The sequence below is a fragment of the Haemophilus sp. THUN1690 genome, from assembly GCF_059704375.1.
Genome location: NZ_AP046582.1, coordinates 447,155 through 462,745, shown reverse-complemented (window position 1 = coordinate 462,745; position 15,591 = coordinate 447,155). Strand labels below are relative to the sequence as shown.

The 15,591-nt window shown below is 37.7% G+C and carries 17 protein-coding genes and 2 tRNA genes; 10 read left to right on the top strand and 9 right to left on the bottom strand.

Translation table 11 applies throughout. The annotated features are described in order from the left end of the window. Positions 1–123: 123 nt before the first annotated feature. Positions 124–891 (top strand): TOBE domain-containing protein, encoded by a 768-nt coding sequence (locus AC6H22_RS02235; protein ID WP_118842659.1) that lies wholly within the window; start codon positions 124–126, stop codon positions 889–891. A 91-nt stretch (positions 892–982) separates the two neighbouring features. Here the strand turns inward: AC6H22_RS02235 and AC6H22_RS02230 are convergent, their stop codons facing one another. Further along, entirely contained in the window at positions 983–1,438 is a 456-nt protein-coding gene (locus tag AC6H22_RS02230; RefSeq protein ID WP_005628415.1) for an NfeD family protein, read from the bottom strand. Between the two features lie 154 nt (positions 1,439–1,592). Here AC6H22_RS02230 and AC6H22_RS02225 point away from each other — a divergent pair, with 154 nt between their 5' ends. Beyond that, positions 1,593–2,057 (top strand): hypothetical protein, encoded by a 465-nt coding sequence (locus AC6H22_RS02225; protein WP_005695404.1) that lies wholly within the window; start codon positions 1,593–1,595, stop codon positions 2,055–2,057. A 21-nt stretch (positions 2,058–2,078) separates the two neighbouring features. On the opposite strand, the gene AC6H22_RS02220 is transcribed toward AC6H22_RS02225, so the two are convergent. Next, positions 2,079–2,501 (bottom strand): hypothetical protein, encoded by a 423-nt coding sequence (locus AC6H22_RS02220; RefSeq protein ID WP_118816795.1) that lies wholly within the window; start codon positions 2,499–2,501, stop codon positions 2,079–2,081. A gap of 4 nt (positions 2,502–2,505) precedes the next feature. Further along, a complete protein-coding gene (locus tag AC6H22_RS02215) occupies positions 2,506–3,543 on the bottom strand; it encodes an IS1595 family transposase (protein WP_118816794.1) in 1,038 nt (345 codons plus the stop codon). A gap of 131 nt (positions 3,544–3,674) precedes the next feature. Here AC6H22_RS02215 and AC6H22_RS02210 point away from each other — a divergent pair, with 131 nt between their 5' ends. The 5 genes from AC6H22_RS02210 to AC6H22_RS02190 all read left to right on the top strand — a co-directional run bounded on the left by AC6H22_RS02210 (position 3,675) and on the right by AC6H22_RS02190 (position 8,414). Continuing rightward, entirely contained in the window at positions 3,675–4,007 is a 333-nt protein-coding gene (locus AC6H22_RS02210) for a helix-turn-helix domain-containing protein (protein WP_118816793.1), read from the top strand. Between the two features lie 317 nt (positions 4,008–4,324). After that, positions 4,325–5,323 carry an adenine-specific methyltransferase EcoRI family protein gene (locus tag AC6H22_RS02205; RefSeq protein ID WP_118816792.1) on the top strand — a complete coding sequence of 333 codons (999 nt, stop codon included), beginning with the start codon at positions 4,325–4,327 and terminating at the stop codon, positions 5,321–5,323. Between the two features lie 3 nt (positions 5,324–5,326). Beyond that, positions 5,327–6,445 carry a GmrSD restriction endonuclease domain-containing protein gene (locus tag AC6H22_RS02200; RefSeq protein ID WP_118816791.1) on the top strand — a complete coding sequence of 373 codons (1,119 nt, stop codon included), beginning with the start codon at positions 5,327–5,329 and terminating at the stop codon, positions 6,443–6,445. A gap of 369 nt (positions 6,446–6,814) precedes the next feature. Continuing rightward, on the top strand, positions 6,815–7,903 hold the full coding sequence (locus AC6H22_RS02195; protein ID WP_118816790.1) for an IS1595 family transposase: 1,089 nt from the start codon (positions 6,815–6,817) through the stop codon (positions 7,901–7,903). 28 nt (positions 7,904–7,931) lie between these two features. Further along, entirely contained in the window at positions 7,932–8,414 is a 483-nt protein-coding gene (locus tag AC6H22_RS02190; RefSeq protein ID WP_118816789.1) for a hypothetical protein, read from the top strand. A gap of 148 nt (positions 8,415–8,562) precedes the next feature. Here AC6H22_RS02190 and AC6H22_RS02185 read toward each other — a convergent pair whose 3' ends face one another. From AC6H22_RS02185 to rsgA, 6 genes are all read right to left on the bottom strand, one after another. After that, entirely contained in the window at positions 8,563–9,480 is a 918-nt protein-coding gene (locus AC6H22_RS02185; protein WP_005628412.1) for an SPFH domain-containing protein, read from the bottom strand. A gap of 83 nt (positions 9,481–9,563) precedes the next feature. Next, a complete protein-coding gene (manA, locus tag AC6H22_RS02180) occupies positions 9,564–10,763 on the bottom strand; it encodes a mannose-6-phosphate isomerase, class I (RefSeq protein ID WP_118816788.1) in 1,200 nt (399 codons plus the stop codon). A 93-nt stretch (positions 10,764–10,856) separates the two neighbouring features. Next, a complete protein-coding gene (crr, locus tag AC6H22_RS02175) occupies positions 10,857–11,357 on the bottom strand; it encodes a PTS glucose transporter subunit IIA (RefSeq protein ID WP_118816787.1) in 501 nt (166 codons plus the stop codon). A gap of 60 nt (positions 11,358–11,417) precedes the next feature. Beyond that, positions 11,418–13,145, bottom strand: a complete 1,728-nt coding sequence (gene ptsI, locus AC6H22_RS02170) for a phosphoenolpyruvate-protein phosphotransferase PtsI (protein ID WP_005628406.1) — start codon at positions 13,143–13,145, stop codon at positions 11,418–11,420. Positions 13,146–13,223: 78 nt separating this feature from the next. Continuing rightward, positions 13,224–13,481 (bottom strand): phosphocarrier protein Hpr, encoded by a 258-nt coding sequence (ptsH, locus tag AC6H22_RS02165; RefSeq protein ID WP_005628404.1) that lies wholly within the window; start codon positions 13,479–13,481, stop codon positions 13,224–13,226. A gap of 162 nt (positions 13,482–13,643) precedes the next feature. After that, a complete protein-coding gene (gene rsgA, locus AC6H22_RS02160; RefSeq protein ID WP_005628403.1) occupies positions 13,644–14,684 on the bottom strand; it encodes a small ribosomal subunit biogenesis GTPase RsgA in 1,041 nt (346 codons plus the stop codon). Between the two features lie 70 nt (positions 14,685–14,754). Between rsgA and orn the strand changes: the two genes are divergently transcribed. The 3 genes from orn (at position 14,755) to AC6H22_RS02145 (ending at position 15,572) form a co-directional block, all read left to right on the top strand. Next, positions 14,755–15,303, top strand: a complete 549-nt coding sequence (orn, locus tag AC6H22_RS02155) for an oligoribonuclease (RefSeq protein ID WP_046953499.1) — start codon at positions 14,755–14,757, stop codon at positions 15,301–15,303. 93 nt (positions 15,304–15,396) lie between these two features. Continuing rightward, positions 15,397–15,472, top strand: a tRNA-Gly gene (locus tag AC6H22_RS02150). A 24-nt stretch (positions 15,473–15,496) separates the two neighbouring features. Continuing rightward, a tRNA-Gly gene (locus tag AC6H22_RS02145) sits at positions 15,497–15,572 on the top strand. Positions 15,573–15,591 lie beyond the last annotated feature (19 nt).

Sequence of the window (15,591 nt, the reverse complement as noted above, 5' to 3'; positions counted from 1 at the left end):
ACAATAGGATAATTTTGCTTTTAAAAGATCGTCGTAGCGAATCTTAAGATTAGTTCCAGAAGAAATTTTATCTCATTCTATTTTTCCAGTAGAATACTCGAATCATCACTGGGGAGAACCGAAATGAAAAACACCGAAATTTTACTCACCATTAAACTTCAACAAGAACTTTTTATCGATCCAAAACGAGTGCGTTTACTCAAAGAAATTCAACAATGCGGTTCGATTAATCAAGCAGCGAAAAATGCAAAAGTGAGCTATAAAAGTGCGTGGGATCATTTAGAAGCGATGAATAAAATCAGCCCTCGCCCATTGCTTGAACGAAATACAGGTGGAAAAAATGGCGGAGGCACGGCGCTTACCACTTATGCCGAGCGTTTGCTCCAACTCTACGATTTATTAGAACGTACGCAAGAACACGCTTTTCATATCCTACAAGATGAATCTGTGCCGTTAGATAGTTTGCTCACGGCAACCGCACGTTTTTCTTTACAAAGTAGCGCACGCAATCAATTTTTTGGGCGAGTGGCACAACAACGAATCATTGACTCTCGTTGTGTTGTGGATGTGAATGTACAAGGATTACCAACGCCGTTGCAAGTTTCTATTACCACAAAAAGCTCTGCTCGTTTGAAACTGATTACAGAAAAAGAAGTGATGCTGATGTTCAAAGCGCCGTGGGTGAAAATTAGTGAAAAACCACTGGAGAATCAATCTAATCAGTTCCCTGTAAATATCAAATCACTAAATGAAGAGGAAGCGATCCTTCAATTTGCTGAAAGCGATATTGAATTTTGTGCCACAGTCCACCAGCCGAATCAATGGCAAATCGGACAACAAGTTTGGATTCACATTGATCAAGAGCAAATTATTTTAGCAACGCTGGGCTAATTCCAAAGTGCGGTAAATGTTGGAAGAACATTTTAATCTCATAAAAAAACAGGCTTGATGCCTGTTTTTTCTTATCGAATAAAACCCAAAACTAATTAGAAAGATTTTTTACAATCAGCGTAATCCCATCCACACGTTCAACTTCAATCAATGCGCCAACAGTGAGATTATCGCCTTGAATACGCCAAGTTGTGTCACCAAAAGCGCCTCTACCAATTCCATTCGCGCCAAGTTCTTGAACAATGCCTTGTTTACCAAGTAAGGCATGATCGCGTTGATTTAATGTTGAATGAGATTGATCATGGCGATCTTTGCCATGTTGATATTTCCACCAAATCACAGAAAGTATACAAGCTAATAGCGCGTAAAAAATAGCAAGTGAGACAAGAGAAAGGCTTGGAAAAAGAAATTGCACAAATGCCGTCACTAAAGCCGCTAATCCCCACCATAGCAAAAATATCCCTGGTGTAAGCACTTCACCAATAAGCAAAATAAAGCCTAAAATCAGCCAGTGCCAAAGTGTCCAATTTATTAGCCAATCCGCCATAGATTCTCCTATTTGTTGTAAAGGCTTTTTATTACAAAAGTGCGGTGATAAGCGATTAAAAAAATCCGGTATTATGTAGCAGTTGCACAAAGATTTAATTTGTTGTTTCTGCTACATTTTCTTATCTTTTATGTACGAAAGGTAAGAATAGTCAATGACAAAACAAAAATCAACTTTGGAAAATGCGCTTGAAGAAGCGATTGAAGAAATTGAAACCGAAAAGAAAGAAATTGTAGCGCAAATCAAGCAACTCCATAAAGAATTAAAAGATCTTGATCGGAAGATTTCAGACTATCGTGTAGCATTAAATCACGCAAAAGGTCGGGAAGAACCGCCTTTACCGTCAAACCCCAAATTTAGAAATCTTCGTTTCCAAACTTCTCCTCAACAGTTGATTGCTCAGGTACTAAAACAAGAGCCTTCAAAATGGTTAAGTGTGAAGGAGATTACATATCTGGCGATGAAGTTAGATGGGCAAGAGATTGAAGAAGTCATACCGTATAAACAATCACAAACGATTGCTTGTACATTAAACTATTTAAAGTATAAATCGTTAGTGGAAAAATGCTTAATAGATAACTCACAACATTGGCGATTGAGAACACTTGAGCAAGGATAGTAAATAGCGGTAGAAATACCGCTATTTTTGTTTCCATTGCCAGTGAACCTCATTTCGGTTGATTTGAACTCTATTAATCCATTCCCTTTTATAAAACTCATTCAGTTGTTTACGCACGGAATCAAGATGCTTTTCAGACGGTGTATCAGGATTTTGTTCAATATCAAAAATGCGCTGCGTAAGCTCGGCAATTGTAAAGGTTTTATCTGGTGCTTCTCGCATCATTTGTACGATGTATTTACGAATTTTCCCTTTAAAGAGCTTATATTTGGAACGATACACAAAGTTGTCCGTATTATAAAGGGCTACATCAGTTTCCTGTTGAGTAAGCTCAATAGCACGTTTTAATGTGGCAATGTTCGCATCAAGTAACGCAAGATGATGTAATACTTGTTTACGCTCAAATTCAAACTCTTTGAGCTTCTTATCTAGGTTGTATGCCATATATCTATTGCCAAATCACTTCTTGATGAATAATTTTTCGTTGCCAATAACCGCACCATTCATTGTTATCGTTGGTGGTTTTCAAACATCGGCTTAATACATCAATAAACTGCGCTTTATTTGAGGTACGGCGATTGTCCTCACGGTAGGCAATTTCATTAGCATAGTTAAGTAAGTATTCATTGCCGATACGGTGAACTTGTCCGTAGTACATACGTTTGAAGCGACTGAATAAACTTTCTGCCTGATTGTTCGTTACGCCCAAATCACTGCGATATTCTTCCTTATGGTTTACAGTTCTCAAGTTATAGTAAGGCAACAAGACATCATAAGCAGTGCTTTCATCGGTATTGATTTGCGTATTCGGTTTAATAAATTTATCGGCAAAACTTTTCACTACCGATTGCGATTCCGTATGCGCCACAAAAACGTGAGAGCGTTTTGCCCCACAATGCAGCACATTACTGGCTTTTTCTTCTGGTGAATAATGCTCACGTGCAACCATTACACAACGTTTATCAGGATTCTGATTTTCCTTTAAACGATAGTCAATGCGGTCAGATTTCTTATTTGCTTTACGTGGTGCAGGATGAACATAAGTGCCGTCCATATCCACTACGCCTGAAAGGGGTTTCATATCACGACTTTCTAATAATGCTTTACGGAATTTATGCGATAAAACAAATGCCGTGCGAGGATTAAGTTTTGCATTACGAGCTAATTGAAGGGAAGATAAGCCTTTGACTGCATTTACCCATTCCATTAAAGCATAGAGATAAACCTTAATCGGTTTCTTGCGATTGGCAAAAATGGTGCCTGAAGTGACACTAAAAGTGTGATTACAATGTTTGCAGCGCCATTGTTTACGTGTAGAAATATAATAAGGCTTGTGTTGTACCCCACATTTAGGGCAAGTGATGAACTCTTTTCCACCCCATCTTAATTCACAAAGCAAATCATACGCTTCTTCTTCCGAGAGTTGTGCAATCTCGTAGGAAGAAAGCGTGCGAGCTTTGCTAGAAAGTAAGAAATGCTGAGTCATCGTCTTGTTTAAAATTTATGTTAATAGAGATTTTAAATATGCTCAAACGTGATAAAATGCGTTTAAACTAAAAACAAATATACGCTCATTTGCGTAATTTGTCAATTGTAAATTGAAAATGGAACGCTCAAATGTGCATATCAGAAAGATTAAGACAAGTTTGTGAGGCTAAAAATTGGAAAATTACGGACTTCGCAGAACAAACAGGAATAGCCTATCGTACGATGCAAGGTTATATCGGTGGTGAACGTGAACCCAATGCAGAAGGAATGTCAGGCATTGCTAAAGCAGGAGTGAATTTGAATTGGCTCGTGAGTGGTGAAGGTGAGATGTTTCAAGCTGTAACGCCAAAAAATACTATCTCAGAGCAAGAAGAAAAACTGATTGCAGACTATCGTACTATGCCTGAAAATTTAAAGGATGCCTTTGCTATTTCTTTTAAAGAAATATCAGAAAAACAATAAATACTAATTTGACACTAACTCAATAAGGAACAAAAATGTCTATACAAGCCTACAAGCCTACAAGCCTACAAGCCTACAAGCCTACAAGCCTACAAGCCTACAAGCCTACAAGCCTACAAGCCTACAAGCCTACAAGCCTACAAGCCTACAAGCCTACAAGCCTACAAGCCTACAAGCCTACAAGCCTACAAGCCTACAAGCCTACAAGCCTACAAGCCTACAAGCCTACAAGCCTACAAGCCTACAAGCCTACAAGCCTACAAGCCTAGTTTAATCTTGTCTTTTCAAACTTCCAACATTTTTTTTGGGAGTTTGAAATGTTAAAAAATACTTCTGCCAAAAACAACAATCTTCATGCGGCAAAACGCGGCAAAAATGACGAGTTTTACACGCAACTTTCTGATATTGAGCGCGAACTGCAACACTACACCGGTCATTTCAAAGACAAAGTGGTTTATTGCAACTGCGATGACCCACGAGTAAGCAATTTCTTTCATTATTTTTCCTACAATTTTGAACGCTTGGGGCTGAAAAAACTGATTGCCACATGCTACAAAAACCAGCATTCCGATGTATTCAGCCGAAACGACAGCGAGCAAGCCGTTTATTTGATTTACGAGGGCGACAAAGATGGCAACCGTGTTCCATCGCCCGATGAAGTTGAAGTGAAACCCTTACAGGGCGACGGCGATTTCCGCAGCGCGGAATGTATCAATCTGCTGAAACAAGCGGATATTGTGGTTACCAATCCGCCGTTTTCGCTGTTTCGGGAATATGTGGCGCAATTGGTTGAATATGATAAGAAATTCATCATTATCGGCAATCAAAACGCGATTACTTACAAAGAAATTTTTTCGTTAATCAAAGAAAATAAAATTTGGCTCGGTTACAAAAGCGGCGATATGGCATTTCAAGTGCCTGATTATTATGAAATGCGCGAAACACGCAGTTGGCGTGATGAAAACGGTAAAAATTGGCGCAGTTTGGGCAATGCTTGTTGGTTTACCAATTTAGACCATTCTAAACGCCATGAACCATTGATTTTATGGAAAACCTATACGTCCGAAGAATATCCGCATTACGATAATTATGATGCGATTAACGTTAATAAAGTTATAGATATTCCGATTGATTTTGACGGTGCAATGGGTGTGCCGGTTACATTTTTGGATAAATACAATCCTGAACAATTTGAGATTGTTGGACTTGACCGTTATGTTGAAGATAATCCCAATTATGGAAAACGGTTTACTTTAAATGGAAAAGAAACCTATGCTCGCATTCTTATTAAACACAAACATCCCAAAAAAGGCTAAATCATGAAAATCCAATTAAAAGAAATCTCCATCCGCGAATTAACACAAGATTATCAAGATAATGATGAACAGGGTGTATTCGGTTTTTCAGGCTGCCTGAATATCCGTCCGCCGTATCAGCGCGAATTTGTTTATAAAGACAAACAGCGTGATGAAGTGATTCGCACGATTATGAAAGGTTTTCCCTTAAATGTGATGTATTGGGCGGTGGGCGAAAATGGCGAATTTGAATTGATTGATGGACAACAACGCACAATATCTATTTGCCAATTTAGCCAAAGTCTGTTTTCGGTAGAGTTTGAAAAAGACAAACCACTTAATTTTGGTAATTTAACCGATGACCAACAAAATAAGTTTTTGGATTATAAATTGCAGGTTTATCAATGCACTGGCACAGATAGTGAAAAATTAGATTGGTTCAAAACCATCAATATTGCTGGCGAAAAATTAACCGAACAAGAATTGAGAAATGCGATTTATTCTGGTTCGTGGGTTTCGGCTGCAAAAAAATATTTCAGCAAGCGAAATTGTGTGGTTCAACAGCAATTTGGTGATTATTTGAAAGGCACGGCAGAACGCCAAGAGTTTTTGGAAACGGCGATTTCGTGGATTGCAGCGCGTGAAGATAAAACGATTGAGCAATACATGAGCGACCATCAAAAAGATGAAAGTGCAAGCGAATTGTATCAATACTTTCAAGAAGTTTTTGCGTGGGTAAAACGAATTTTCAGTAATCACAGCAAAGAACGTGTGAAACTAATGAAAGGGCAAGAATGGGGCATTTGGTATAACAAATACAAGGATAAACCATTTAATGCTGAAGAATTGGAACGAAAAATTATTGATTTGATTGACAATGATGAAGTGCAGAAAAAGAGTGGTATTTATCATTATCTATTGTCAGGTCAAGAAAAGCATTTGAATTTACGCGCATTTAGTGACAAAGATAAACAGAAAATGTACCAAAAACAAAATGGTGTATGTCCGCATTGCCAACAAAAATTTGAATTGTCGCAAATGGACGCAGACCATATTGTGCCGTGGTCGCAAGGTGGTAAAACCATATTAGAGAACGGACAAATGCTGTGTAAGCCATGCAATCAAACCAAATCTAATAAGTAGTTCAACATACTGCCATAAACTCATTTGGAACAAATAAAAAGTAGAAAGCCACCCATAATGGCTTTCTACTTAAAATATAATCAACACATCGTTAAAACACAGCCAAACAAATAAAATATAAAATGAATAATGATATTTTATCTATCTTATAAAGAATAACTTTCTATACATATAAGCAATCTCGAAAGAGGTTGCTTTTTTCTTCTTGCAAATCGATCAAACTTTGATCTAAAATCCTCCCGTTTTTAAGCAAATCTTCTCGTTTGCTTTTTTTATATTTAATTTGTTCAACCAATTTAACAAGAGAAACGCGACTTATTGGGCATAAAGCAATAAGTCAGGAGCTAATTATGAATGTTGAACAAATAAATGAAAAAGATGCAAACGCCACCACAATTACTTTCTGCCTATCGCAATTTATCTATCTCTGCGATTTATGATTTATCTGATAGTGAAGCCCTTATCTTTCTGAAAAATGCTCGTTGGGGAAATTCTCACTGTTTTCATACGGTTGAGTGTCCTCGTTGTCAGATTACGCATAAAGCCTATTTTATTTCCTCTCGTAAGCAATGGCAGTGCAAGCATTGCCAACATCGTTTTTCCGTAAAAAGCGGCACGATTTTTCAGCACACCAAACTTTCCCTAAGAAAGCTACTGTTATCGGTTTATTATTTCACTATCAATAGTAAAGGGATTTCTGCGCTTAACTTATCTCGTCATATTGGCGTGCAATATAAAACGTCATGGGCATTACTACATAAATTTCGTGAAGCAGTTGAAAAAACGCAAGATTACACACCACTCACGGGCATTATTCATATTGATGGTTGTTATGTGAATAACTACCTTCGCCCCAAAAATTTTAAACATAAGCGAATTGATAGACGTAAGAGATGTCACCAACGTAAAGATAAATCCTGCGTTATGGTTTTTCGTCAACAAGCTGCAAATCAGGAGATAATAAAAGGAGCCGACCGCACTCTCGTTGCATTAGTTAAAGAGGAAAATGCTGATGATATGCTTGCTTTAACACATCGCTTAGTCGCACCAAAATCTACAATTTGTGCTGATGAAAATCCTGCTTATGATGGCTTGGCATTTCACTATGATTTATGCCGAGTAAACCATTCGCAAGAATATTGCTCGATTGACGGCACCACCAATAACCTAGCTGAATCCTTCTTTGCAAGATTTAGAAGAATGATTATGGGTGTGTATCATAAGATGGGAAATAATTACATGATGCACTATGCGAATGAAACCGCATGGCGTGAGGATTTTCGTTACCAGTCAGATAAAGACAAATTTGACAACGTACTAAAACGCTGTTTGAAAGCCAGACCTTCACGAGATTTAACTGGCTACTGGCAGGGAAATAAGAAACCTGCGGCAAAATTCGGATTGGAAAGTTTATGTTTAGAAGCCTCAAACGATAACCAATATTTAGCCGTAGCCTAAATAATTTAAAGCAACACAAGGAGCAATAATGGAAACCATGACACACACTCCACTTAACGTGGATTTAAAAAAGATGGACTATGAAACATTCAAAACTTTTATGCGAGAACTGGCTCAGATGTATTCAAACGTAAAAGATGATGCCTATCTGTTGTTCTATCACAATTTGCGAGATCTTGCGAAAGAAGTCGGTACTTTACCCCGTAATCCGCTGATATTTTATGGAGCCTATGAAATCGCTAATAATCAGGTAGTTGTAGCAATATTTGAAATGCAATTTACCGATGAAGTGTTTGAAACCGAAGATGGGAAACCTTATCAGATGCTTTCTATTATTAGTAGTTTTGCAGAAGATAAAATCTATCTACGTTGCCCGACTAAAATTAGAGAACACTTAACCCAACCTGAATACGTTGCTCTCTGCGAACAGGCTTACCCTGCAATGATGGAACAAATGCTGCTAGAGGAGCAACGAGAAAGACTGTTTAGAAGAAAACGGAAAAGTGAGTAACGTAAAAATAAGTAGAATTCTGTAAAATACATTTATAAAAAATAATGCCCTTATCGAAATAAGGGCATTTTTGTATAGTTTTGTTTAAATTTTGGTCTTTGTGCAACTGCTACATAATACCGAAAAAAATCACCGCACTTTATCTAAATTAAGATTTTTTATCGCCCTTTAATAACTCCGCAATACCAGCAACAGAACCAATTAAATTGCCAGCTTCTAATGGCATAAGCACGACTTTACTGTTTCCTGAACTACCAATTTCTTTCAATGCTTCTGTGTATTTTTGTGCAATAAAGTAGTTAATCGCTTTGGTATCACCACTGGTAATGGCTTCTGATACCATCTGCGTTGCTTTTGCTTCAGCTTCCGCTGCACGTTCTCGAGCTTCAGCTTGTAAAAAGGCTTCTTGTCGCTCCCCTTCTGCTTTTAGAATTCTAGCTTGTTTTTCACCTTCAGCACGGAGAATCTGAGCTTGGCGAATCCCTTCAGCCTCTAATACTTCAGCACGTTTATTTCGTTCTGCTTTCATTTGAGCATTCATTGAATCAATCAGTTCACGAGGCGGACGAACATCACGAATTTCAATACGCGTTACTTTAATCCCCCATGGATTTGTCGCTTCATCCACAATAGCCAATAATCGACTATTAATAGAATCACGTTGGGAAAGCATTTCATCAAGCTCCATCGAGCCGAGCACTGTTCGAATATTTGTCATGGTTAAATTGATGATAGCTTGTTCCAAATGGTTTACTTCATAAGCCGCACTTCGAGCATCAATCACCTGCACAAAACAAACCGCATCAATAGAAACATTGGCGTTATCTTTAGAAATCACTTCTTGTGAAGGAATGTCTAAAACTTGTTCCATCATATTAATTTTACGACCAATACGATCAACAAAAGGCACCACTAAATTTAACCCTGGCATTAATGTTCTTGTGTAACGACCGAAACGTTCGATTGTCCAGTTATAACCTTGTGGTACAGTTTTCACTGTAGAAAACAAAATTAATGCGACTAATATCACAAAAATTAATGTGGAAATAGCGAATCCATCAAGCATATTTTTTCTCCTTTATTAGGGTAGATTTAATGAAAAAAGTCTATCAAATCCACCCGCACTTTTATAGCCTATTTTGTATAAAATTAAGGCAATTTTGCCACCACTGCATAGCCTTCAATTAAGCCTTCCACTTCATAAGAAGCACCTGCGGTAATGAAAGCTGCCTCACCTTGCTTCAAAGAAAGTGCGGTCGTTTCTGAGCGTAAATTTAACTGGCCATTCATCACCAATAAAATACTCGCACTTTGTGCTTTTAAATGATGAGTTTCACCACATTCATATTGAATATTTTGCAAAGCGAAATCTTGCGCCGGCGTAGCATAAGTAAATATACGCGCGTCTTGAGGTGCCGACGGGATAATTTTAGGCTCCACTTCACGACAATCGACAATTTTAAGCAATTCTGGAAGATCGACATATTTAGGCGTTAAACCACCGCGAATTACATTATCTGAACAAGCCATCAGTTCAATATTTTGCCCTCGCAAATAAGCGTGCGGAATGCCAGCATCTTGGTAAATTCCCTCGCCTTTTTTGAGGTGCACAATATTAAACAAATAGAAGCAAATTAAACCTGCATCTAATTTATCTAAAGAAATATTCATTGCATCAATGGTGTAAAGCACCCAATAATCTGGATTAGTTAAATCCAGATTATTAGCCTCATAATCTACTTGATTCGCCAACAGAATTGGGGAAAGCCATTGGTGTAATTGGGCCTGTTTTGCTTGCATAATATCGGCATAGAAAGCATGTAAATCTTGTTCATGCAATTTTTTTGCAAGCGGGACTAAAGATGATCGTGCCTCTAAAGTTTCGATAATATCTGATTTATTTTTAAAACCATGCAACAACCAGAAATCAGATAAAGCAATCATCATTTCAGGTTTATGATTGTTATCTTTATAAGTTCGTGTTGATGCTTTTAACTCAATGCCTTTCGCATTTTCTTCCGCAAAACCTATTTCAGCTTGCGTTTTTGTTGGATGAAGTTGAATGGAAAGAGGTTGGGCGACATCAAGAATTTTTAATAAATAGGGTAATTCATTACCAAAACTGGCTCGGCTTTGTGTGCCAAGTGCGGTAGGATTTTTCTGTAAAAATTCAGTAAGTAATACATTTTTACCATCGACTCCAATGGTTGAAGGCGCAGAATGATGTGCACCTAACCACCATTCAGCATAATATTGATTTTCTTCTGCAGGAATATTCAGTAATTGAGGAATATATTGATGCCCTCCCCATACATAATTTTGGAGTGAGCCAGTAAGTTTATAGATCATTTTTAATTTTTCCGTTGAATCCTATCTACACCACAGTTTTATTTACATAAATAAAAAATCCGCACAAAGGCGGACTTTTTTATCGTAAAGAAATTATTTAGTTAAGCTTAATACCACTGACTCTCCAGCGACCACTTCACCTGATTTTTTCACGATGCAAGAAACTTCATCCATATTGGAAATAACAACGGGTGTTAATACAGATTTTGCTTTTGATTCTAATAAAGGAAGATCAAATTCAATCACAGTATCTCCACGTTTAACTGATTGACCTTCTTGCGCAATACGAGTAAAGCCTTCACCTTTCAGCTCAACGGTATCAATACCAAAGTGTACAAATAATTCTACACCTTCTTTTGATTCCATTGAGAAAGCATGGTTGGTTTCAAAAATTTTACCAATCACACCATCAACTGGCGCAACGATTTTGTTACCAGTAGGGCGAATAGCAACACCATCACCCACGATTTTTTCAGAAAAAACCACATCGGGAACATCTTCAATATTTACAATATCACCAGAGATAGGTGCATAAATTTCAACTTCCACAGATTTGTTTTCTTTTGAACCGAATAACTTGTCAAATAAGCCCATTTTAATCTCCTATCAATTCATAGATGGCTGTTATTTTAACGTAAAATCAAACAATTTTGTTTAATTTAATGCATTTTCCGCCAAAAATTCTTCGATTAACTGCTCAATTTCCGAAGCGGTCGGTTTTTGTAATGCGGCATTAGCAAGGGCTTTTGCATCTTGGAAATTCACATTACGGATTAATTTTTTAATTCGAGGTACAGAAATAGCACTCATACTAAATTCATCTAATCCCATACCAAGTAACAATAAGGTTGCACGTTCATCACCGGCTAATTCACCGCACATTCCCGTCCATTTGCCCTCTGCGTGAGAAGCATCAATTACTTGTTTAATTAAACCAAGCACAGATGGCTGCATTGGATTATAAAGATGTGAAATTAACTCATTGCCTCGATCCACTGCTAAAGTATATTGGGTTAAATCGTTAGTTCCAATACTGAAGAAATCTACTTCTTTTGCTAAGAATTTTGCATTTACGGCAGCGGATGGCGTTTCAACCATTACCCCCACTTGGATATATTCATCAAACGCTTTACCTTCTGCACGCAATTCCGCTTTTAATGTTTCAATAACCGATTTTAATTCTCTAATTTCTTCTACGGAAATAATCATCGGGAACATCACTGCCAATTTGCCAAATGCCGAAGCACGCAACACCGCGCGTAATTGTGCATTTAAAATTTCACGGCGATCTAACGCAATGCGAATCGCACGCCATCCCAAGAATGGATTCATTTCTTTTGGTAAATCTAAATATGGAAGCTCTTTATCACCACCAATATCCATAGTACGAAGCACGGTTAAACGCCCGTTCATTGCTTCTACGACTTCTTTGTAGGCGATGAATTGTTCTTCTTCCGTCGGAAGTTGTTCACGATCCATAAATAAGAATTCAGTTCGGTATAAACCAATACCTTCTGCACCATTACGATCTGCCCCTTCACAATCACGGATTGTCCCGATATTAGCAACCACATCAACTTTATGTCCATCCAAGGTGATCGCTGGAAGATCTTTTAATTTAGCTAACTCTGCTTTTTCCTGAGAAATTTTAGCTTCAAGTGTTTTTAATTCATCAATCTGAGATTGTGTTGGATTAATATAAACTTGATTATTTATCGCATCTAAAATTAAGTAATCACCTGTATTGACTAATTCGGTCACATTATTTGTGCCTACAATCGCTGGTAATTCTAAAGAACGCGCCATAATAGAAGTATGAGATGTTCTACCACCAATATCAGTGACAACCCCTAATACTTTTTCAAGATTAAGTTGGGCGGTTTCTGATGGGGTCAGATCATAAGCAACAAGAATTGATTCTTCTTGAATATCGCCAAGATCTACTATGTACATGCCCAAAATATTTTTAATTAAACGGTTACCAATATCACGAATATCGCCAGCACGCTCTTTTAAATATTCATCATCGATCTCCGACAACATTGTGACTTGTTGATCAATAATTTTGCTCGCTGCAACTGCGGCATTGACTTTATTTGAACGAAGATAATCAAGAATTTCTTCTTCTAATTCTTCATCCTCAAGAATCATCAAGTGGCCTTCAAAGATCGCGGCTTTTTCTTCACCTAAAGAAATTAATGCGCGCTCTCTGATTGAATTAAGTTGTTCCACCGCCAATGCACGACCTTCATAAAATCGAGCGACTTCTGCGTCAATTTGATCATCAGTAATTTTTTGCGTATCAAGAACAATCTTTTCTTCTTTAAGAACAAGTGCCTTACCAAAGGCAATACCAGGTGATGCGAGAATACCAGAAATCATAGATACCTTCCGAAATAATTAAAAAGGAATAGATAAACAATAGCCATAAAATTTCACAATTTTATGGCTAAGTAAGAATTATTCTAAAGTTGGAATCAAAGCGACTAAATGCTCAACTGCCTGCTGCTCATCTTCGCCTTCAGCAGAAATGGTAATCACTGTTCCCTGTGTTAAACCTAGTGTTTGTAACTTAAACAAGCTTTTTGCACTTGCGCTCTTACCGGCAGATGTTACTGTGATATCGGAAGAAAATGCTTTCGCTTCTTTCACAAATTGTGCTGCTGGACGAGTGTGTAAACCGTTTGGCGCAGTGATTTCAACATCTTTTGAGTACATAATGCTACCTCTCTACTAAATAATAGTTAAAAAATACAAAGATAAAATCTGCCTTAGTATCCTTGTTCAAAAGCGAATAATCAAGAATAAACACTAAAAAAATTGAATTAGATCATAAAAAAACTCAGGATTTGTTTATTTATCATCCAGCTTGCGCAATCGTTAAACTGCTGAAAAATGACGTTGTGATTTTGTTTCACTTAAACTTTCAATTAATCGGTGATAATTATCATAACGAACAGGCGAAATTTTTCCTTGCTCCACTGCTTCACGCAACGCACACCCAGGATCGCTCAAATGTTTACAATCACGGAATTTACAGGTTCCCAAAACATATTGAAATTCTCGATACCCTTTTGTGATTTGCTCGGCATCTAAATGCCAAAGCCCAAATTCTCTAATCCCTGGCGAATCAATTAAATTACCACCTTGCGGCAAATGGTAAAGACGTGATGATGTCGTCGTATGCTGCCCTAAGCCTGATGTTTCGCTCACATCCCCTACTTGAGCGTTTACTCTAGGCAAAATATGATTAATTAAACTCGATTTACCAACACCAGATTGCCCAACAAAAATCGCCGTGCCTTGTGCCAAAAGTGCGGTTAATTTTTCCATATTTTCACCGCTCTTTGCTGAAATCATTAAAATCTCATAGCCAATATCTTGGTAAATTTTAAGATCTTTTTCAACTTCTTGACGCTGTTCTTGTGACAATAAATCCACTTTATTCAAAACAATGAGAGGCGTAATTCCCGCGATTTCACACACAACAAGATAACGATCGATAATATTTAAGGAAAGCGTTGGCAATACTGCTGATACAATAATAATACGATCAATATTCGCCGCAATGGGTTTCAAACCATCATAATAGTCAGGGCGGGAAATTTCATTTTCTCGGGGGTGAATTGCCTCAATCACGCCGCTCACACCTTGTAATTGTTCATTGCCTTTACGCCAAACAACTTTATCTCCCACCACCAAACTCGACAAGGTACGACGCAAATTACAACGATAAATTTCGCCTTGTTCATTTTCGACATCTGCATGAATCGAATAACGCGTGACCACAACACCTTCTTGTGATTCACCAAGCATTTCATCTGACCATTCAATCTCTTTTTTCTTATGGCGATGTAATGTTTTCGCATTATTCGATTGAATTCTTCTAGTTTGGTTCTGAGTTAATTTACGTTTAGCCATAAAAGTGAGGTCGTTTTTTCCCTTGTTTTTGGTAAAATGAAAAAAATTTTTGCATAGGATACCTGATATTATGTCATTCGATAAACAAAATCTTATTTGGATTGATTTAGAAATGACCGGTTTAGATCCGGAAAAAGAACGTATTATTGAAATTGCGACTATTGTGACAGATAAAAATTTAAATATTTTGGCAGAGGGCCCAGTATTGGCTGTTCATCAGTCTAATGAATTACTCAATAAAATGAATGATTGGTGCCAAAAAACACATAGTGAAAATGGCTTAATTGAACGCGTAAAAACCAGCAAACTCACCGAACGTGCAGCAGAATTACAAACCTTAGACTTTTTAAAAAAATGGGTTCCCAAAGGTGCGTCGCCAATTTGCGGTAACAGTATTGCCCAAGATAAACGATTCTTAGTGAAATATATGCCTGATTTAGCCGATTATTTTCATTATCGCCATTTAGACGTGAGCACATTAAAAGAACTTGCTGCACGTTGGAAACCTGAAATTTTAGAAGGCTTTAAAAAAGAGAATACGCATTTGGCGCTAGATGATATTCGAGAATCGATTAAAGAGCTGGCTTATTATCGCGAACATTTCATGAAATTAGATTGACGAAAACTTCAACAAAAAATTTCTTTTTATGAAATTGCCCTTGCAAGCCCTAAAAATATTTGTATAATGCGACCTCATTCACTGATGTGAACTGCGGGAATAGCTCAGTTGGTAGAGCACAACCTTGCCAAGGTTGGGGTCGCGAGTTCGAGCCTCGTTTCCCGCTCCAATTTCACATTATAGAAGCATTATTGCGGGAATAGCTCAGTTGGTAGAGCACGACCTTGCCAAGGTCGGGGTCGCGAGTTCGAGCCTCGTTTCCCGCTCCAAATTTCAATCCCTAGCCAA